At 63.5% G+C, this 19964-nt stretch carries 17 protein-coding genes and 1 pseudogene; 10 read left to right on the top strand and 8 right to left on the bottom strand.

From position 1 onward, the window contains the following. From bioF to AB5975_12070, 8 genes are all read left to right on the top strand, one after another. Positions 1 to 1173: an 8-amino-7-oxononanoate synthase gene (gene bioF / locus AB5975_12035; protein XDR22470.1), complete on the top strand. Its 1173-nt coding sequence runs from the start codon at positions 1 to 3 to the stop codon at positions 1171 to 1173. Beyond that, the gene (locus AB5975_12040) at positions 1166 to 1897 is read left to right on the top strand and encodes an alpha/beta fold hydrolase (protein ID XDR22471.1); all 732 of its coding nucleotides are present in this window, start codon (positions 1166 to 1168) and stop codon (positions 1895 to 1897) included. The genes bioF and AB5975_12040 overlap by 8 nt, the downstream gene beginning before the upstream one ends. Further along, the gene (gene bioC / locus AB5975_12045; protein ID XDR22472.1) at positions 1890 to 2708 is read left to right on the top strand and encodes a malonyl-ACP O-methyltransferase BioC; all 819 of its coding nucleotides are present in this window, start codon (positions 1890 to 1892) and stop codon (positions 2706 to 2708) included. Before AB5975_12040 ends, bioC begins: the two co-directional genes overlap by 8 nt. Positions 2709 to 2718: 10 nt before the next feature. Then, positions 2719 to 3399: a dethiobiotin synthase gene (bioD, locus tag AB5975_12050; GenBank protein ID XDR22473.1), complete on the top strand. Its 681-nt coding sequence runs from the start codon at positions 2719 to 2721 to the stop codon at positions 3397 to 3399. Positions 3400 to 3541: 142 nt separating this feature from the next. Continuing rightward, a complete protein-coding gene (locus tag AB5975_12055; GenBank protein ID XDR22474.1) occupies positions 3542 to 3838 on the top strand; it encodes a pyrroloquinoline quinone biosynthesis protein PqqE in 297 nt (98 codons plus the stop codon). 289 nt (positions 3839 to 4127) lie between these two features. Beyond that, positions 4128 to 5933, top strand: a complete 1806-nt coding sequence (locus AB5975_12060) for a phenylacyl-CoA dehydrogenase (GenBank protein ID XDR22475.1) — start codon at positions 4128 to 4130, stop codon at positions 5931 to 5933. A 183-nt stretch (positions 5934 to 6116) separates the two neighbouring features. Further along, a complete protein-coding gene (locus AB5975_12065) occupies positions 6117 to 7400 on the top strand; it encodes a diguanylate cyclase (protein XDR22476.1) in 1284 nt (427 codons plus the stop codon). A gap of 124 nt (positions 7401 to 7524) precedes the next feature. Beyond that, the gene (locus AB5975_12070; GenBank protein XDR22477.1) at positions 7525 to 9303 is read left to right on the top strand and encodes an acyl-CoA dehydrogenase C-terminal domain-containing protein; all 1779 of its coding nucleotides are present in this window, start codon (positions 7525 to 7527) and stop codon (positions 9301 to 9303) included. Positions 9304 to 9671: 368 nt separating this feature from the next. Here AB5975_12070 and AB5975_12075 read toward each other — a convergent pair whose 3' ends face one another. Further along, a complete protein-coding gene (locus AB5975_12075) occupies positions 9672 to 10595 on the bottom strand; it encodes a LysR family transcriptional regulator (protein ID XDR22478.1) in 924 nt (307 codons plus the stop codon). 209 nt (positions 10596 to 10804) lie between these two features. Between AB5975_12075 and AB5975_12080 the strand changes: the two genes are divergently transcribed. After that, positions 10805 to 12085 (top strand): aspartate aminotransferase family protein, encoded by a 1281-nt coding sequence (locus AB5975_12080; protein XDR22479.1) that lies wholly within the window; start codon positions 10805 to 10807, stop codon positions 12083 to 12085. Between the two features lie 152 nt (positions 12086 to 12237). Further along, a complete protein-coding gene (locus tag AB5975_12085; GenBank protein XDR22480.1) occupies positions 12238 to 12396 on the top strand; it encodes a YqaE/Pmp3 family membrane protein in 159 nt (52 codons plus the stop codon). A 33-nt stretch (positions 12397 to 12429) separates the two neighbouring features. Here the strand turns inward: AB5975_12085 and AB5975_12090 are convergent, their stop codons facing one another. The 7 genes and pseudogenes from AB5975_12090 to pqqF all read right to left on the bottom strand — a co-directional run bounded on the left by AB5975_12090 (position 12430) and on the right by pqqF (position 19909). Continuing rightward, the gene (locus AB5975_12090) at positions 12430 to 14253 is read right to left on the bottom strand and encodes a prolyl oligopeptidase family serine peptidase (GenBank protein ID XDR22481.1); all 1824 of its coding nucleotides are present in this window, start codon (positions 14251 to 14253) and stop codon (positions 12430 to 12432) included. Continuing rightward, entirely contained in the window at positions 14219 to 15379 is a 1161-nt protein-coding gene (gene pqqE / locus AB5975_12095) for a pyrroloquinoline quinone biosynthesis protein PqqE (protein ID XDR22482.1), read from the bottom strand. Before pqqE ends, AB5975_12090 begins: the two co-directional genes overlap by 35 nt. Then, entirely contained in the window at positions 15351 to 15626 is a 276-nt protein-coding gene (gene pqqD / locus AB5975_12100) for a pyrroloquinoline quinone biosynthesis peptide chaperone PqqD (protein ID XDR22483.1), read from the bottom strand. The genes pqqE and pqqD overlap by 29 nt, the downstream gene beginning before the upstream one ends. Beyond that, on the bottom strand, positions 15623 to 16378 hold the full coding sequence (gene pqqC / locus AB5975_12105) for a pyrroloquinoline-quinone synthase PqqC (GenBank protein XDR22484.1): 756 nt from the start codon (positions 16376 to 16378) through the stop codon (positions 15623 to 15625). The genes pqqD and pqqC overlap by 4 nt, the downstream gene beginning before the upstream one ends. A 9-nt stretch (positions 16379 to 16387) precedes the next feature. Continuing rightward, positions 16388 to 17298 (bottom strand): annotated as a pseudogene (pqqB, locus tag AB5975_12110) (pyrroloquinoline quinone biosynthesis protein PqqB). 79 nt (positions 17299 to 17377) lie between these two features. Next, a complete protein-coding gene (gene pqqA / locus AB5975_12115) occupies positions 17378 to 17449 on the bottom strand; it encodes a pyrroloquinoline quinone precursor peptide PqqA (GenBank protein ID XDR22963.1) in 72 nt (23 codons plus the stop codon). Between the two features lie 159 nt (positions 17450 to 17608). Continuing rightward, positions 17609 to 19909 (bottom strand): pyrroloquinoline quinone biosynthesis protein PqqF, encoded by a 2301-nt coding sequence (pqqF, locus tag AB5975_12120; GenBank protein ID XDR22485.1) that lies wholly within the window; start codon positions 19907 to 19909, stop codon positions 17609 to 17611. Positions 19910 to 19964: the final 55 nt, after the last annotated feature.

Consider the following 19964-nt stretch of genomic DNA (forward strand, 5'->3'; position numbering starts at 1 on the left):
ATGGCCTTCGACCTGGCAGCGCGCCTGGCCGAACGGCGCGCCGCAGACCTGTATCGGCAGCGGCCACTATTGGAAAGCCCACAGGGGCCGGAAGTAGTGGTCGATGGCCAACGCCTGCTGGCCTTCTGTAGCAATGACTACCTGGGTTTGGCCAACCACCCCGAGGTTATCTCTGCCTGGCAGGCCGGCGCCGAGCGCTGGGGTGTGGGCGGCGGTGCCTCGCACCTGGTGGTCGGCCACAGCACGCCGCACCACCAGGTTGAAGAGGCGCTGGCCGAACTGACCGGGCGTCCGCGCGCGCTGTTGTTCTCTACCGGCTACATGGCCAACCTGGGCGCCATCACCGCGCTGGTGGGGCAGGGTGACACGGTGCTGCAAGACCGACTGAATCATGCCTCGCTGTTGGATGGCGGGTTGCTCAGCGGTGCGCGCTTCAACCGCTACTTGCACAACGACTCAGCGAGCCTGGCCAGCCGCCTGGACAAGGCCGTCGGCAATACCCTGGTGGTGACTGATGGTGTGTTCAGCATGGACGGCGACCTGGCCGACCTGCCGGCGCTGGCCGATGTCGCCCGTGGCCGTGGCGCCTGGTTGATGGTCGACGATGCCCATGGCCTGGGTACCTTGGGCGCACAAGGCGGCGGTATCGTCGAGCACTTCGGCCTGGGCGTGGCTGATGTACCGGTCTTGATCGGCACGCTGGGCAAGGCCTGCGGTACCGCAGGTGCCTTTGTTGCCGGCAGCGAAGATCTGATCGAGGCACTGGTGCAGTTCGCCCGGCCCTACATCTACACCACCAGCCAGCCACCGGCGCTGGCCTGCGCTACGCTCAAAAGCCTGGAGCTGCTGCGCCGCGAAACCTGGCGCCGTGAGCACCTGGCCGCGTTGATTCGCCAGTTCCGCGAAGGCGCGCAGCAGATCGGGCTGCAACTGATGGACAGCCCGACGCCGATCCAGCCCATCGTGATCGGCGACAGTGCGCAGGCCTTGCGCCTGTCACGCATGCTGCGCGAGCGCGGCTTGCTGGTGACGGCTATCCGTCCGCCTACCGTGCCGGCGGGTAGCGCCCGTCTGCGGGTAACCTTGAGCGCCGCGCACAGCGAGGCGCAGGTGCAGCTATTGTTGAATGCATTGGCCGAGTGTTATCCACAACTGGAGAACGCCGATGCGTAATCGACTTGTTCTGCTGCCTGGTTGGGGCCTGGGCATTGCTGCCCTTGAGCCGCTGGCAGCCAGCCTGCGCGCCCAGGACGCCCGCCTGCAGGTAGAGCTGATGCCCTTGCCGGAATTGCCTCACAGCGATGTGGAGGGCTGGCTTGACCACCTCGACCGCAAGTTGCCGGCGGATGTCTGGCTGGGCGGCTGGTCGTTAGGCGGCATGCTCGCCAGCGCCCTCGCGCACAAGCGTGGCGACCACTGCTGCGGCCTGCTGACCCTGGCCAGCAACCCCTGTTTCGTGGCCCGCGCGGACTGGCCGCATGGCATGGCCGAAGACACCTTCGGCACCTTCCTCGACGGCTGCCGCAGCCATACCCAGGTCACCCTCAAGCGCTTCCGTACCTTGTGCAGCGATGGCGCCCTGCAACCACGCACCTTGCTGCGCCAACTGGGTGTCGGCGTGCCGGACACCGACCCGCTGTACCTGGCCACCGGCCTTGAGGTGCTGGCCAAGCTGGACACTCGCGAAGCCCTGCAGGCCTATGGCGGCCCGCAGTTGCACCTGTTCGCCGGCAGCGATGCGCTGGTGCCGGCAGAGGCGGCGAAGGCCTTGAGCGAGCTGTTGCCCGATGTGGAAGTGGGCCTGGTCGAAGACAGTTCCCACGCCTTCCTGTTGGAGTACCCGCAGGAGTTGGCGGCGGGCATCAAGAGTTTCCTGCATGAGAGTGGCGATGACTGATCTTTCCCGTCCGACCCTACCCGGTGCATTGCCCGACAAACGCCAGGTAGCGGCTTCGTTCTCCCGCGCGGCAGCCAGTTACGACAGCGTGGCTGCCTTGCAGCGTGCGGTAGGTGCGAACCTGCTGGAGCAGTTGCCTGCAGGCCTGCAGCCGTTGCATTGGCTGGACCTGGGCAGCGGCACCGGCCACTTCAGCCGCATGCTTGCTGAGCGTTTCGCCCAGGCCAGCGGCGTGGCGGTGGATATCGCCGAAGGCATGCTGCGCCATGCCCGCCATGAACAGGGCGGGGCGCAGTATCACGTGGCTGGCGACGCCGAGCGCCTGCCGCTGCGTGATGGCAGTGTCGACCTGGTGTTTTCCAGCCTGGCGGTGCAGTGGTGCGACCAGTTCGCCAGTGTGCTGGCCGAGGCGCAGCGCGTGCTGCGCCCAGGCGGTGTGCTGGCCTTCAGCAGCTTGTGCGTGGGCACCCTCGACGAACTGCGCGCCAGTTGGCAAGCGGTAGATGGGCTGGTGCATGTGAACCGCTTCCGCCGGTTCGAAGACTACCAACGCCTGTGCGCGGCCAGCGGCTTCGAACAGCTTGAGCTGCAGCGCCGCCCGCATGTGCTGCATTACCCGGACGTTCGTAGCCTGACCCACGAGCTGAAGGCTTTAGGGGCACACAATCTGAACCCTGGGCGCCCTTCCGGCCTCACCGGCAGGGCGCGCATGCAGGGCTTGTTGCAAGCCTATGAGGCATTTCGCCAGCCTGCGGGGCTGCCAGCTACCTATCAAGTGGTCTATGGTGTGTTGCGCAAGCCACAGGCGTAAGGGGAACACGATGAGCCAGGCCTATTTCATTGCCGGCACCGACACCGATGTCGGCAAGACCACCATCGCCGCCGGGCTGTTGCATGCGGCGCGCTTGCAGGGCATGAGCACGTTGGGCGCCAAACCGGTGGCCTCTGGCTGCACGATGACGCCCAAAGGCTTGCGCAATAGCGATGCCCAGGCGCTGATCGACGAAAGCACGATCAAGTTGCCCTACGAGCAGGTCAACCCGTTTGCCTTCGAGCCTGCAATTGCCCCACATGTGGCCGCGCGCGAGGCGGGGGTGACGCTGGCGGTGCCAGAGCTGTTGGCGGCTATGCGTAATGTGCTGCAACAGCATGCCGATTTCACCTTGGTGGAAGGGGCCGGTGGCTGGCGCGTGCCGCTGTCGGGCCTGGAGAATCTGTCCGACCTTGCCATTGCCCTGCAGTTGCCGGTGATTCTGGTGGTAGGCGTGCGCTTGGGTTGCATCAGCCATGCCTTGCTCAGCGCCGAGGCCATAGAACGTGACGGGTTGCAGCTGGCGGGTTGGGTGGCAAACATCATCGAGCCGCGTACTTCACGGCTGGAAGAAAACCTGGCCAGTCTGGCTGAACGCTTGCCGGCGCCTTGCCTGGGGCGGGTGCCCAAGTTGAAGCAGGCCAGCGCCGATATGGTGGCTGAGCATTTGCAGTTGGACCTGCTGGATTAGCCGTTTCCAGGCCTGGTTCTTTTGCGGGAATACCCCAGGCCTATCGACTGGCACCAGGCCATTAGGGATTTAAACGGGCCTTTTCACGCCTGGCCTGCTTTAATTGGGGCTGTTCGTCATCCAGCGTCAATGGAGTCCTGACATGGAAATCACCGGTAGCTCCGCTTATTACGCGGGCCTGAGCGCAATCCAGGCCGGCCAGAGCCGCGTCGATCAGGCCGCCGCCCAGATCGCCAACACCACCGCCGAACGTACCGCCACCAGCCAGTCCAGCGATTTTCAGGCCGAACGCCTGCGCGCGGTCGACCGCAGCCAGCAGATGGACATGGCCACCAGCATCGTGCAACAGGCAGTGGGCAAAACCGAAGTCGAACTTGGCGCAAAAGTGGTCAAGGCATCCGACGAAATGCTCGGCCGGATCATCGACACCTACGCCTGAATTCTCGGCGTTTCCCCTGCATCGCGACCCACCCCTGTGGGAGCGAGTTTGCCCACGAATGCGTTTGACCAGATACCTCTGTTTTCTGGGCGGGCCTATTCGCGGGTAAACCCGCTCCCACAGGGGTTTTTGTCATGCGATGGCATATTTGCCATTTTTCGCGGCGTAAATGGCACCATAGTCCAACCTTGACAGAACGCGGTGCTAAACGTAAGTTTCAAACAACTGTTTGATAGACGGCCGCCAAGAGCTGGTCACCCCCACAGAACTGACCCAGAGGTTCATCGCAATGCCTGATTACAAAGCCCCCTTGCGTGATATCCGCTTCGTTCGCGACGAGCTGCTTGGCTATGAGGCGCACTATCAGAGCCTGCCGGGCTGCCAGGACGCCACGCCCGACATGGTCGACGCGATCCTCGAAGAAGGTGCGAAGTTCTGTGAACAAGTGCTGTCGCCGCTGAACCGTGTGGGTGACCAGGAAGGCTGTACCTGGAGCGAATCGGGCGTTAAAACCCCGACCGGCTTCAAAGCGGCCTACGAGCAGTTCGTCGAAGGCGGCTGGCCGAGCCTGGCGCATGACGTAGAACATGGCGGCCAGGGCCTGCCGGAATCGCTGGGCCTGGCCCTGAGCGAAATGGTCGGTGGTTCGAACTGGTCGTGGGGCATGTACCCAGGCCTTTCGCATGGCGCGATGAACACCATTTCTGCGCATGGCACCCATGAGCAGCAAGAGACCTACCTGACCAAGCTGGTGTCCGGTGAGTGGACCGGCACCATGTGCCTGACCGAACCCCACTGCGGTACCGACCTGGGCATGCTGCGCACCAAGGCCGAACCACAGGCCGACGGCAGCTACAAAGTGTCGGGCACCAAGATCTTCATTTCGGCCGGTGAACACGACATGGCCGACAACATCGTCCATATCGTCCTGGCCCGCCTGCCGGACGCACCGGCTGGCACCAAAGGCATTTCGCTGTTCATCGTGCCGAAGTTCCTGCCTAACGCCGAAGGCGGCGTGGGTGAGCGCAACGGCGTGAGCTGCGGCTCCATCGAACACAAAATGGGCATCCACGGTAACGCTACCTGCGTGATGAACTTCGATGCTGCCACGGGCTACCTGATCGGCCCGGCCAACAAAGGCCTGAACTGCATGTTCACCTTCATGAACACGGCTCGCCTGGGTACCGCGCTGCAAGGCCTGGCCCACGCCGAAGTGGCGTTCCAGGGTGGCCTGAAGTACGCCCGCGAGCGCCTGCAGATGCGCTCCCTGACCGGCCCGAAAGCACCGGACAAGGCTGCCGACCCGATCATCGTCCACCCGGACGTGCGCCGCATGCTGCTGACCATGAAGGCCTTCGCCGAAGGCAACCGCGCCATGGTGTACTTCACTGCCAAGCAGGTGGACATCGTCAAGTACAGCCAGGACGAAGAAGAGCGCAAGAAGGCCGATGCCCTGCTGGCGTTCCTGACCCCGATCGCCAAGGCGTTCATGACCGAAGTCGGCTTCGAAGCCGCCAACCACGGCGTGCAGATCTACGGCGGCCACGGCTTCATCGCCGAGTGGGGCATGGAGCAGAACGTGCGCGACAGCCGTATCTCCATGTTGTACGAAGGCACCACCGGTATTCAGGCCCTCGACCTGCTGGGCCGTAAAGTGCTGATGACCCAGGGTGAAGCACTGAAGGGTTTCACCAAGATCGTGCACAAGTTCTGCCAGGCGCAGGAAGGCAACGAAGCGGTCAAAGAGTTCGTCGAACCGCTGGCGGCCATCAACAAGGAGTGGGGCGAGCTGACCATGAAAGTGGGCATGGCCGCCATGAAGGACCGCGAAGAAGTCGGTGCGGCCTCGGTCGATTACCTGATGTATTCCGGCTACGCCTGCCTGGCCTACTTCTGGGCCGACATCGCCCGCCTGGCGGCTGAGAAACTGGCTGCAGGCACCAGCGAAGAGGCGTTCTACACGGCCAAGCTGCAGACTGCGCGCTTCTACTTCCAGCGCATCCTGCCGCGTACCCGTACCCATGTGGCGACCATGCTGTCGGGTGCCAACAACCTGATGGCAATGGACGAAGAGCACTTCGGCTTGTCGTACTGATCCATCGGCTGTACCAAAAACCCGCCTGCCTTCACCGGCAGGCGGGTTTTTTGCTTTTGGGGTGCTACTGCGAATCCTGTGTAGGCGTGGCCTTGTGTCTGAACTGAATTCAACTGTTCATGTGCACTGCCGATGAAGTAGGGGCACAATGCCATTATTGATCTGCCGGGTTGGAGATTACCCTTGTTTCGTCTTAACGCTGTTCGCGCAAGCCACTTCCTGCCTTCGCTGTTCCTGTTGCTGGCAGGGCTCGCCGCAGCCTATGTGAGAGACCTCAGCGTCTTTTTCACATCGCTGTTCAATGTCTTGCCTACCTTGGTTCTGCTGCTGGGCGGCGCCTACTGCGCGGTGTACCGCCGCCAGCGTGAGCTGTTCATGATGCTTACGGTGTACATCGCCTACTTCCTGCTCGACACCCAGACCGACTTCTACCGTGACCATGGCCGCGTGCGCGAGGACGCAGCGGTAATCTTCCACCTGGTGTGCCTGCTGCTGCCGGCGCTGTTCGGGCTGTATGGCGCCTGGCAGGAACGCACTCACCTGCTGCAGGACCTGGTGGCCCGTGGTGCCGTGCTGTTTGCCGTGGGCAGCGTGGCGGTAGCCCTGGAGCAAAGTTACCCCGAGGCGTTGCTGACCTGGTTGGCTGAAATTCGCTGGCCGGCCTTGCATGGCCAGTGGATGAGCCTGATTCAGATGGTATACCCCCTGTTCATCGGCGTGTTCATCCTGCTGGTGGTGCAATACCTGCGCGCACCGCGGCCGCTGCACGCCGCGTTGATAACGGGCCTGCTGGGCATTTTCTGGATGCTGCCGCAAACCTTCATCCTGCCGTTTACCCTGAACATCATGTGCAGCCAGGTGATGCTGATGATCGCCGCAGCCGTGGCGCACGAGGCTTATCAGATGGCTTTTCGTGATGAGCTGACCGGCCTGCCGGGGCGTCGTGCGCTGAACGAACGCATGCAGCGCCTGGGACGCAACTATGTGATCGCCATGACCGATGTCGACCACTTCAAGAAATTCAACGACACCCACGGCCACGATGTGGGCGACCAGGTGCTGCGCCTGGTCGCCAGCCGCTTGTCCAAGGTCACCGGCGGTGGTCGCGCCTACCGTTATGGTGGCGAGGAGTTCGCCCTGGTCTTCGCTGGCAAGACCGCCGAAGAATGCGTACCGCATGTGGAAGCCGTGCGTGAAGTCATCGCCAACTACGTGATGCATCTGCGCGACCAGCATAACCGCCCGCAGGACGATACGGCCGGGCGTCAGCGCCGCGCTGGCAGTGGCGGCGGCACGGTCTCGGTCACCATCAGTATTGGCGTGGCCGAGCGCCATGCCGATCATCGCAACCCCGAGGCGGTGCTCAAATCCGCCGACCAGGCGCTATACAGCGCCAAAGGTGCGGGGCGCAATTGTGTCATGGTGCATGGGCAACAATCGCAGCGTGGGGCCGTGCGGACGGCGTGACCGAATAAGACTGTATGGTCGAGTGATGACCCTATGTCTCGTAAAAGTTGTTCGGTTACACTGCCAGTAACCCCAGTGTCGCGGTTCCCCGAGACCGCCCCGACCCGACTAGCGAGAGGTTGTCATGGCTGACTATAAAGCGCCCCTGCGCGACATGCGCTTCGTACTGAATGAAGTCTTCAACGTGGCCGAGCAGTGGGCGCAATTGCCCGCGCTGGCCGAGGTTGTCGACGCCGACACGGCCATGGCCGTGCTGGAAGAAGCCGGCAAAGTCACCGCCAAAACCATCGCGCCGCTTAGCCGCGCCGCCGATGAAGAGGGCTGCCACTGGGACAATGGTGCAGTGCGCACCCCAGCTGGCTTCATCGAGGCCTACAACACCTATGCCGAAGGCGGCTGGGTGGGCGTGGGCGGCGACCCGCTGTTCGGTGGCATGGGCATGCCCAAGGCCATCTCGGCGCAGGTCGAGGAAATGGTCAACGCTTCCAGCCTGGCCTTCGGCCTGTACCCGATGCTGACCGCTGGCGCCTGCCTGTCGATCAACGCCCACGCCAGCGAAGCCTTGAAGGAAAAATACCTGCCGAACATGTACGCCGGTGTGTGGGCAGGTTCCATGTGCCTGACCGAGCCACATGCCGGTACCGACCTGGGCATCATCCGCACCAAGGCCGAGCCCCAGGCTGATGGCAGCTACAAGGTCAGCGGCACCAAGATCTTCATCACTGGTGGCGAGCACGACCTGACCGAGAACATCATCCACCTGGTGTTGGCCAAGCTGCCAGATGCACCGGCGGGGCCAAAAGGCATTTCGCTGTTCCTGGTGCCGAAGTTCCTGGTCAATGAGGACGGCAGCCTCGGCGCGCGCAACCCGGCCACCTGCGGTTCGATCGAGCACAAGATGGGCATCCAGGCCTCGGCTACCTGCGTGATGAACTTCGACGAGGCGGTCGGCTACATCGTCGGTGAGCCGAACAAGGGCCTGGCGGCCATGTTCACCATGATGAACTACGAGCGCCTGGGTGTTGGCATCCAGGGCCTGGCCTCGGCCGAACGCTCCTACCAGAACGCCGTGGAGTACGCCCGCGACCGCCTGCAGAGCCGCGCCCCGACCGGCCCGCAAGCCAAGGACAAGGCCGCCGACCCGATCATTGTCCATCCAGACGTGCGCCGCATGCTGTTGACCATGAAGGCGCTGATCGAGGGTGGCCGCGCCTTCTCCACCTACGTGGCCATGCAGCTGGACAGTGCCAAGTACAGCGAAGACGCCAACGTACGCAAACGCAGCGAAGAGCTGGTGGCACTGCTGACGCCGGTGGCCAAGGCGTTCCTCACCGACCTGGGCCTGGAGTGCGCGGTGCACGGCCAGCAGGTATTCGGCGGGCATGGCTATATCCGTGAGTGGGGCCAGGAGCAGCTGGTGCGTGATGTGCGTATTACGCAGATCTACGAAGGCACCAACGGTATCCAGGCGTTGGACCTGATGGGGCGCAAGGTGGTGGCCAGCGGTGGGGCGTACTACCGCTTGTTCTCCGACGAGATTCGCCAGTTCATTGCCAGCGCAGATGGCGCACTAGACGAATTTGCCAAGCCTTTGGCGGTCTGCCTCGACCAGCTCGACGGGTTGACCGAATGGGTGCTGGAACAGGCCAAAGGTAACCCGAATGAAATTGGCGCGGCTTCGGTCGAGTACCTGCATGCTTTTGGCTATGTCGCGTATGGCTACATGTGGGCACTGATGGCGCGGGCGGCCAAGGCGGGTGAGGGCGATGAGGCGTTCTACTCGGGCAAGCTGGGGACTGCGCGGTTCTACTTTGCGCGCTTGCTGCCACGGGTGGATTCGCTGGTGGCTTCGGTGAAGGCGGGGAGTGAGTCGCTGTACCTGCTGGATGCTGAGCAGTTCTGACAGATCTTGGGGCCGCTTTGCGGCCCATCGCGACGCAAGGCCGCTCCTACAGGGCGCAAGGCTTATGCGGTCCTTGTAGGAGCGGCCTTGTGTCGCGATGGGCTGCGCAGCAGCCCCAATTCCCGGTGTGTCTGGGAATAGGTCCTCTTTGTAAGCTTTTTCCTACACGACGTGGTGACTTTTCACCACTGGTCTCAGATTGGATCCACGGTTAATCTTTACCACATGGACGTTGCGCAGGAAGCGCAAAGGACAGATCAAGGAAGACGACGAAGGACCACCTGCCAGGATGGCGGGGCGATACGGATGTCACAGGGAAACAGTCTGGAAAACCCCGCTTCGGCGGGGTTTTCTTTGTGCGCGTTTTTTCAGGCCAGCACATCCAGCGGTGACGCCCCCAAAAGGCGGGCATCGGTCTCTTCCTCCAGCAGCGTGCGCAACAACTCCACAGAGGCCTGCTGGCGCTGGGCATCGCGGAACACCAGGCCAACCTTCAGCGGCACGCGCGGCTCGCTCAACGGCTTCCACAGCAGCCCCTGGTCATCTTCGGCGGCCTCCTTGGCCCGCCCCGGCAGAATAGTGGCCAGCGCCGTGTGCGCCAGGCTGTCGAGAATCCCCGCCATGTTGTTCATCTCGGCCTGTACCTGCGGCCGTCGGCCCTGACTGGCCAGCTGCGCCTGCCAGATCTGTCGGATCTGGAACTCCTCGCCCAACATCAGCATGGGCAGCTCGGCGGCCTGGCGGATGGACACCTTCTTGAAGTCCTTCAATGGGTGGGTATCGGGGATCACCAGTTGCAACTCATCTTCGTACAGCAGCAGGCCATGCAGCCCTGGCTGGCGCGGCGGCAGGTAGCTGATACCGATGTCCAGGCTGCCGTTGAGCAAGCGCCGCTCGATCTCCAGCCCTGACAATTCGTAAATCTGCACCACCAGATGAGGCTGAGCCTTGCGCAGCCGTTCAAGCAGCTGCGGTACCAGGCTGGGGCGCACGGTTTGCAGCACACCGATGGCCAAGGTACGCAGCGACTGGCCTTTGAAATTGCGCATGGCCTCGTGAGCACGCTGCAGGCCGTCGAGCAACGGCAAGGCATGGTTGTACAGGGTGTGGGCGGCCAGGGTCGGTAGCAGGCGCTTGTTGCTGCGCTCGAACAGGCTCAGGTCGAGGCTGTGCTCCAGCTGACGGATCTGTTGGGAAAGCGCAGGCTGGGACAGCGACAGGCGTTCGGCGGCACGGCCCACGTGGCCTTCTTCATACACCGCGACGAAATAACGCAGTTGGCGGAAATCCATAAGTAACGCTTATCAAAAATACTGGAAAAACGAAATGGTCGAAAACCCTTGTGAAGCCTAGTCTATCGCCGTATTCCAAAGGGTTACAGCGATGAATAGGTCGATTGTTACCCCGGATGAAAAACACTTTTGATAGGCAAGGCAAAATATCGAGTGTCGGCGACAAGACCGCACCGTGCCGCCCTTTACCGTGATTGGTTGGAGCCCTGATGAACCTGTTCAACCTGCGCCGCTCGGCCCCTGCCGCCGTCGCCGAGCCTAAGCGTGCGCCGGTGATCGTGCCGCAAGCTTCCGAGCTGTCGCGTGATCGCCTGATGCCCAGTGCCGAGCGTGCGGCGCAGGTATTCGTGCGTGGCCAGGGCTCCTGGTTGTGGGACAACGAAGGGCACGCCTACCTGGACTTCACCCAAGGCGGCGCGGTCAACAGCCTGGGCCATAGCCCCAGTGTGCTGGTAAAGGCATTGGGTAACCAGGCCCAGGCGCTGATCAACCCAGGCTCGGGTTTCCACAGCCGCGGCCTTTTGGACCTGGTCAATCGCCTGTGCCAAAGCACCGGCAGTGACCAGGCCTACCTGCTCAACAGCGGTGCCGAGGCCTGCGAAGGTGCGATCAAGCTGGCGCGCAAGTGGGGCCAGCTGCACCGCAACGGTGCCTATCACATCATCACCGCCAGCCAGGCCTGCCATGGCCGCAGCCTGGGTGCGCTGTCAGCATCCGACCCGCTGCCGTGCAATCGCTGCGAACCGGGCCTGCCCGGTTTCAGCAAGGTGCCGTTCAATGACTTGGCGGCGCTGCACGCGGCGGTGGACTCGCGCACCGTGGCAATCATGCTGGAGCCGATCCAGGGCGAGGCGGGCGTTATTCCGGCTACCCAGGAATACCTCAAGGGCGTGGAAACGCTCTGCCGCGAACTGGGCATCCTGCTGATCCTCGATGAGGTGCAGACCGGTATTGGCCGCTGTGGTGCGCTGCTGGCAGAAGAGACCTATGGCGTGCGCGCCGACATCATCACCCTGGGCAAGGGCCTGGGCGGTGGCGTGCCGCTGGCCGCCTTGCTGGCCCGGGGCACGGCGTGCTGCGCCGAGCCTGGTGAACTGGAAGGCAGCCACCACGGCAATGCGCTGATGTGCGCCGCCGGCCTGGCTGTGCTGGGCACCGTGCTGGAGCCTGGCTTCTTCGCTCAGGTGCAGGACAACGGCCGCCACCTGCGTGAAGGCTTAAGCCGCCTGGCTGGGCGTTATGGCCAGGGCGAAGTACGCGGGCAAGGCCTGCTGTGGGCCTTGCAACTGAAAGAAAACCTGGCCCGCGAACTGGTGGCGGCCGCCCTGTACGAAGGCCTGCTGCTGAACGCACCGCAAGCGGATGTAGTGCGTTTTTCGCCAGCGCTGACTGTGAGCAAGGGCAACATCGATGAAATGCTGTTGCGCCTGGCCCGCGCCTTTGCCCGCCTGCATGCCCAGCAGCAGGCCCGCCGCGAGATGCCGGCGTAGCTGTTTAGCAAGACCGAGAATTCTACGAACCGTCTGGCGTTCCTGCGCATCGCCCCTGGCCTGTTTCATTCGGCCCGGGGCGTTTTTTTTTGCCTGTGGAACCTCTGTGGCGCGCGGCTAGTCTTTGATGTAACCCTTCAGGAGAGACTCGCATGGACTTTATCCGCATCATTATCGCCATCCTTCTGCCACCGCTGGGTGTGTTTCTGCAGGTGGGGTTCGGCGGAGCATTCTGGCTGAATATCCTGCTGACCTTGCTGGGTTACATTCCGGGGATCGTGCACGCGGTCTATATCATCGCCAAGCGATGAGGTTTTCCGGGGCCGCAAAGCGGCCCCAAACTCTCAGTGCTTCAACACCCGGCAATAGAATTTCCACTCTTCTTCCAATGCATGCGCCAGGTTCTCCGCTTTGCGGAACCCATGCCGCTCTCCGGCATAGAAGTGCCCCTCAGCCTCGATCCCGTTAGCCTGCAACGCCGCCAGCATCGCGCGGGTCTGTTCCGGCACCACCACCGCATCCAGCTCGCCCTGGAAGAAAATCACCGGCACCTTGATCTGCCCTGCATGCAGCAAAGGCGTGCGCTGGCGATAACGCTCGGCGTCCTGCTGCGGGTCGCCGATCAGCCAGTCCAGGTAGTCGCCCTCGAACTTGTGGGTGGCACGGCCCAGGGCCACCGGGTCGCTGACCCCGTACAGGCTGGCGCCGGCACGGAACACATCATGGAATGCCAGGGCGCACAAGGTGGTATAGCCACCGGCGCTGCCGCCGCGGATGAACGCCTTGTGTTTGTCGACCCAACCCTGAGCCGCCAGGTATTCGACCGCTGCGCAGGCATCGGCCACATCGCTTTCGCCCCAGCGCAGGTGCAGTGCCTGGCGGTACTCCCGGCCATAGCCGGTGCTGCCCCGGTAGTTCAGGTCGGCCACGGCAAAGCCGCGCTGGGTCCAGTACTGGATGCGTGGGTCGAGCACGGGGTAACAGGCCGAAGTCGGCCCACCGTGGACGAACACCACCAGCGGTGCGGCGCCTTGCGACTGCACTGGCGGGTAGAAGAAGCCATGGGCCTGCTCGCCGTCACTGCCATAGTGGATGGGCTGCGGCAGGCTGATGCGCCCTGCCGGTAGCACCTCGGCACCACCGGCCAGCACACGGACCTCGTGGTTGCCGCGGTCGATGGCAATCACTGCCGGCGGGCTGATAGGCGAGGCGGCAATGGCATAGAGGTGTTCGGCATCCATGGCCAGGTTGCGAAAACGAGTATAAGCACTGGCAAACCGCGCCATGCGGCCATCTTCGCCACGCAGCCCCAATTGCCCGAAGCCATCCTGGAACCAGCTGGCCAGGTAGCTTTGCGGCCCCAGTGGCAGCCAGGTGCAGGTGCCCAACTGCCAAGGCGCTGCTGCATGGTCCGCCGACTTGGCGGGCAAGGCTTGCCAGTGACCCTCGACCTCTCCCCAGGGCTGCCAGAAGCCGTTGCGGTCGGATAGGCAGTAGAGCCGGCCTTCGGCATCGAAGCGTGGTTGTTGCAGCGATTCGTCAGCGGCGGCTACACACTGCGGCGGCCCCCAGTGGCCGCTGGCATCCCGTGTGCGGCTCATCAGGCGGGTCACGGTCCAGGGCTGTGCAGGGCGGTCCCATTCGATCCACGCCAGGCGTTGGCCATCGGCACTCACGGTGGGTGCGGCGTAGAAATCGGCACCCTCGGCGAGTACCTCACGGCGGCTTTCGCCCAAAGCGACGAGGCGATGCTCCACCTGCTCGGCATGGCGCTCCTCGACGGCCAGCACCTGGCTGTCGTGCCACTGCACATCGCCATAGCGGCAGCTGGCATCGCGGGTCAGAGCACGCGGTAGCAAATCGTCCAGCGGCTGGGTGTAGACCTGCTGGTCCTTTTCGTTGACGAACACCAACCCGTCGCCACCCAGGCAGAAGCTGCCACCGCCATACTCGTAGGCCCGGCTGCGCACGCTGAAACCATCTGGCGTCAGGCAGCGGGCCTGGTAGTGCAGCCAGTGCCAGATACGGCAAGCACCATCGGCCGGGCGAAATTCGATCCAGAACAGCCCGTCGGCACTGACTTTGAGTTCGGCGAAGTCGGTGCCGGCGGCCACCGCCTGGGCCGCGCTGAATTCAGCCGCGGGCGATGACACGTGAGTTTCGATCATTGCGGAAGGTCATCTGTTCAATGGCGAGCTGGGCGGTTTCTGCCTCCTCGCGGGCCTTGAGGATGATGCCGTGGTCGGCCGACTTGGCGCATACCGGGTCGGCGTTGCTGGCATCGCCGGTCAGCATGAAGGCCTGGCAGCGACAGCCGCCGAAGTCCTTTTCTTTCTCGTCGCAGGAGCGGCACGGTTCGCGCATCCACTCATAACCACGGAAGCGATTGAAGCCGAACGACTCGTACCAGATATGGTGCAAGTCATGCTCGCGCACATTGGGGAATTGCACCGGCAGCTGGCGCGCGCCGTGGCAGGGCAGGGCGGTGCCGTCCGGGGTGATGGTGAGGAACAGGTTGCCCCAACCATTCATGCAGGCTTTGGGGCGTTCTTCGTAGTAGTCCGGGGTAACGAAGATCAGCTTGCACGGGTTGCCCTCGGCCTTGAGTTTGTCCCGGTATTCGTTGGTGATGCGTTCTGCCCGCTCGAGCTGCACGCGAGTCGGTAGCAGGCCCAGGCGGTTGAGGTGCGCCCAGCCGTAGAACTGGCAGGTGGCAAGCTCGACGAAGTCGGCCTCCAGGGCAATGCACAGCTCGATGATGCGGTCGATCTTGTCGATGTTGTGCCGATGGGTGACGAAGTTGAGCACCATCGGGTAACCGTGGGCTTTCACCGCGCGGGCCATTTCCAGCTTTTGTGCAAAGGCCTTCTTCGAGCCAGCCAGCAGGTTGTTCACCTGCTCGTCGCTGGCCTGGAAGCTGATCTGGATATGGTCCAGGCCGGCCTTCTTGAAATCGGCGATGCGCGCCTCGGTCAGGCCAATGCCCGAGGTGATCAGGTTGGTGTAGTAACCCAGCCTGCGAGCCTCGCCAATCAGCTCGGCAAGGTCCTGGCGCACCAGCGGTTCACCGCCAGAGAAGCCGATTTGCGCGGCGCCCATTTCCCGTGCTTCAGCCATCACCTTGAACCACTGTTCGGTGCTCAGCTCTTGGCCCTGGGCGGCGAAGTCCAGCGGGTTGGAACAGTACGGGCACTGCAGCGGGCAGCGGTAGGTGAGCTCGGCCAGCAGCCACAGCGGCAGGCCGACCGCAGGCGTAGGCGGCAACTCAGGCGAGGACGATCCAGTGTTCGGCACGGGCCACCTCCATGAATTGCTCGATGTCATCGGCCACTTCCGGGACATCGGGGAATTGCTGTTCGAGTTCGCTGATGATCGCTGCCACGTCACGCTGGCCGTCGATCAGGCCACCGATCAGGCTGGCGCTTTCGTTGAGCTTGATCATGCCCTCGGGGTACAGCAACACATGGCCCTTTTGCGCCGGCTCGTACTGGAAGCGGTAGCCGGGGCGCCAGTTCGGCACTTGATTGCGATCAAGACTCATAGGGTGATCCCCTTGTGCCACACCCGGTCCTGGGTGACGGAGTGATAAGGCGGGCGGTTCAGCTCGTAGGCCATGCTCATGGCGTCGAGCATGCTCCAGAGGATATCCAGCTTGAACTGCAGGATCTCCAGCATACGCTCCTGGCCCGCGCGGGTGGTGTAGTGCTGCAGGGTAATCGCCAGGCCGTGCTCCACGTCGCGCCGGGCCTGGCCAAGGCGGGTGCGGAAGTACTCGTAGCCGGCCGGGTCGATCCACGGGTAGTGCTGTGGCCAACTGTCCAGCCGCGACTGGTGGATTTGTGGGGCAAACAGTTCGGTCAGCGAGCTGCTGGCGGCTTCCTGCCAGCTGGCGCGGCGGGCGAAGTTGACGTAGGCGTCCACGGCAAAGCGTACGCCGGGCAGTACCAGCTCCTGGGAGCGCAGCTGGTCGGGGTCGAGGCCGACGGCCTGGCCCAGGCGCAGCCAGGCTTCGATGCCACCGTCCTCGCCGGGTGCGCCGTCGTGGTCGAGCAGGCGCTGGATCCACTCTCGGCGCACTTCGCGGTCCGGGCAGTTGGCCAGGATCGCGGCATCCTTCATCGGGATGTTGACCTGGTAGTAGAAACGGTTGGCCACCCAGCCCTGGATCTGCTCGCGGGTGGCGCGGCCTTGGTACATCGCCACATGGTACGGGTGATGGATGTGGTAATAGGCGCCTTTGGCGCGCAGAGCCTGCTCGAATTCGGCAGGGGACATGGGCAGTGCGTCGCTCATCGGGCCTCCTTACAACTCGATGCTCATGCCGTCGAAGGCAACTTCCACACCGCGGCGCAGGACTTCGGCGCGCTCGGGGGAGTCTTCATCGAGAATCGGGTTGGTGTTGTTGATGTGGATAAGCACTTTGCGCTGGCGCGAGAAGCCGTCCAGCACTTCGAGCATGCCGCCAGGGCCATTTTGCGCCAGGTGGCCCATCTCGCGGCCGGTGCGGGTGCCGACACCACGGCGCTGCATTTCATCGTCCTCCCACAGGGTGCCGTCGACCAGCAGGCAGTCGGCGTCGTGCATCATCGCCAACAGCTTGCCGTCGACCTGGCCCAGGCCTGGGCGTAGAACAGCTTGCCGCCGGTACGAGTGTCCTCGACCAACAGGCCCAGGTTGTCGCCTGGGTGCGGGTCGAAACGGTGCGGCGAGTACGGCGGTGCAGCGCTGCGCAGGGGGAAGGGGGTGAACTTGAGGTTGGGGCAGGCCTCGATGACGAAGCTGCCTTCCAGCTCGATGCGGTTCCACTGCAGGCCACCGTTCCAGTGGCTGAGCATGTTGAACAGCGGGAAACCGGTGGTCAGGTCCTGGTGGACCATGTCGGTGCACCACACTTGGTGCGGGCAACCTTCGCGCAGGCTGAGCAGGCCAGTGGTGTGGTCGATCTGGCTGTCCAGCAGGACGATGGCGTTGATGCCGGTGTCGCGCAGGGCCCGGGCCGGTTGCATGGGCGCAAAGGCCTGCAGTTGGGCGCGGATGTCGGGCGAGGCATTGCACAGAACCCAATGCACGCCGTCGTCGGACAGGGCGATGGACGACTGGGTGCGTGCCGTGGCGCGCAGGGTGCCGTCACGGTAGCCCTTGCAGTTGACGCAGTTGCAGTTCCACTGTGGGAACCCGCCACCGGCGGCGGAGCCGAGAACCTGGATGTACATGGCCACTCTCTATGCAAAAAACCGGATCGGAAAAACGAAAACGCCCCGGCAGGCCGAGGCGTGAAACCCTAAGCCGGGCTTAGCGGTTAGCGAAGTACATGGTGACTTCGAAGCCGATACGCAGATCAGTGTATGCAGGTTTGGTCCACATGGAATTACTCCTTCCGGATGAGGGTTGGGATGCTCAGCTACTACTTGGGTACCGCCACGCGTCGGCAGTTCCCTGAAACTGGGATTGCGCTATCTTACAAGAAAAATTTGTACCGAAAGGTTAATTATTCGAAAAGCGCCGTTGCAGTTCGCGTAACAATCATCGTGCAGCGCCTTGCCAGGAAGGGTTTGGCGCGGCAGCGTTGGCCAGGCATAGCCAAGTGGAACCTGTGTCGAGCAGGTTGCTCAGCAGGTGGTCCAGATCCGTCTGCCACGTGTTCAGGATAGCCCTGCGCAGTGCATCCAGCCTGCCGGGTTGTGTAGCCAGGTGTGTCTGCCACGCCCATTCGGCGACGTCGGCATTGGCCATGGCGGGCTCGTCGAATTGCTCGGCCAGGGCTTGGCGGGCGGCCGGGTCCAGGGTGACACCCTGGCGCAACAGGGCGAGCAGGTGGTCGAGGACCTGCGCTTGGCCGGTATGGGGGGACTGCACGCCGAACAGTAGACCGCCGACCCCCTCGACCTGACGAAAGGCGCTGAACACCGCGTAGCCGAGTTGCAACTCTACCCGCAGGCGTTGGTAAACCGGCCCCTGCAGCAGTTGCGCTAGCAGGCGGCCTGCGGCTTCGCTGGCGGGAGGCAGCGGGCAGAACAGCAGCAGGGCATATTCGCTGCCAGCCACTTCGGCATGCTGCCAGCGACGGTTGGCCCATGTGGGCAGGGAGCCAGGCCGTGCGCCTTGCCCGGGGCAGTGCTGCAACGCGGTAGCCAAGGCGTTCAGCGCGGCATCGTCGAAGCCCGCAGCCAGGCCATGCCAATTTGCGTGCTGCCACAGGCTGTCGAGTTGCTGCTGTTTCAGCGTGCCGGCCGGTGCCGCTGTGGGCGGGGTATGCAGCACCGTGTCTGGCAGTTGCTTGAGCAAGGCCCTGATAGGGATCAGTGCCGGGGGCGGCGCCGCGCTGGGCAGCCAGCAACTGGAAGGGGGGGTGAGCATCAAAGCCAAGGCCTGCGGCACTGCGCGCAGCACCGCGGCCGGCAGCCCGGCGCAGCGCAACTGCCAGTATTCCCCTGCGGTGGTGTATTGCAGTTGCACCGAGGCGCGTTCACATCGCTCCTGCAGCGGCGCGAGGGCCTGTTCAAGCACGCCCTGCAAGCGCTGGCGCACAGCCGAAGGCACGTGCCAGCGTAAGTAGAGTGCCGCATATTGGCGGGTGCCGGGGAGCTGGTCACTGATCGTCAGTGCGTTCGGTAGAGGCTGCGCCATGGCGGTGGGTAAGTCAGCCATCAGCAACGGCTCGACCGTGGGTATCTGCCATTGCCCATGATTGCTGCATGGCAGGTCATCCAGCAGGGCACGAAGGGCCTGCAAACCTTGTGTATCCAACTGGCTGAACGGCAACCCGGTACTGTCCCGGCGGGCCAGTTCAAGTGCGCTGGCACTGCGTTCGCCGCTGTGCTGCAGCAAGCCGAAGTCACGGTTCAGCTGTGCGAGATCGGCTTGTCGGATGAAATTGAACCAACCGTGCAGCAGGTCATTGGCTTCATCTGGGCAGGCGTCGGAGCTGAGCTTCAGGTCCAGGTGCCACAGCAACTGCCCGGCGAAGGCATACAGCTTTTCGGCCTTGAAACCTTGCAGCCAGCCACGCTCGCGCAGTGTACCCAGCCAGGTACCTGGGCGGCTGTCATTCAGGCAGGCAATCAGCAGTTCCAGCGCCTGCTCGGCACCTGCCGGAAGGTGCTCGTGGATAAAAGCCAGTGGCATAGTCGCCGCCGACAGGGGCGGTGGCTGAAGGTGCGGTACTCGCGTGCCCGTGGCGAACTGCTGAGCATGCTGCCGGCCCAGTTGCTCCAGTTCAACCAGCGGTTGCGGGCCGCACAGGCTCAAGACGATCTGGCCGCCTTGGTAAAAGCGCCGGTGAAAGCCCCCAAGCGCTTGCTGGAAGGCCGGGTCCTGCAGGGCCAGGGTGTATCGGTTGCCGGCATGAAAAGCGCTCAGCGGATGAGCGGGCGACAGCGTCTGCAGCAAGGCGAATTGCTGCTGGGCCTGTGGGTTGCGCGACCAGGCGATGAACTCGGCGTGAATCACTTCGCGCTCGCGGCGTTGGCGCGCGATGCCCAGGTCAGGCTCGGCCAGCATCTGGCACAGGCGCTCGAGGCCTGCGGCCAAGGCATTAGGCGGGACTTCGAAGAAAAAATCGGTGGTGCGTTCACGGGTACTGGCGTTGACCTGGCCACCGAGGGCCTGCACGTAGCGCATCAGGCCATCGTCCAGGGGGAAGCGCGGGGTGCCGAGGAAGAACAGGTGCTCGAGGAAGTGGGCCAGCCCTGGCCATTTTCCCGGCGCGTCATGGCTACCCGCGTGCACCCGCAATGCGGCGGCCGCGCGCTTCAGGCGCGGGGCATGGCGCAGGGTAAGCTGCAGGCCGTTGGCGAGGGTGAGGTGGCGGGTGGCGTCAGGCATGGGGGCTCCGGTTGCTGCTGTCCATGCTAACCCATTTGTGTAGCGGGCCCGCGAA

Origin of the sequence: Pseudomonas putida, assembly GCA_041071465.1 — a bacterium.
In the GTDB taxonomy this organism is placed as follows: domain Bacteria; phylum Pseudomonadota; class Gammaproteobacteria; order Pseudomonadales; family Pseudomonadaceae; genus Aquipseudomonas; species Aquipseudomonas putida_P.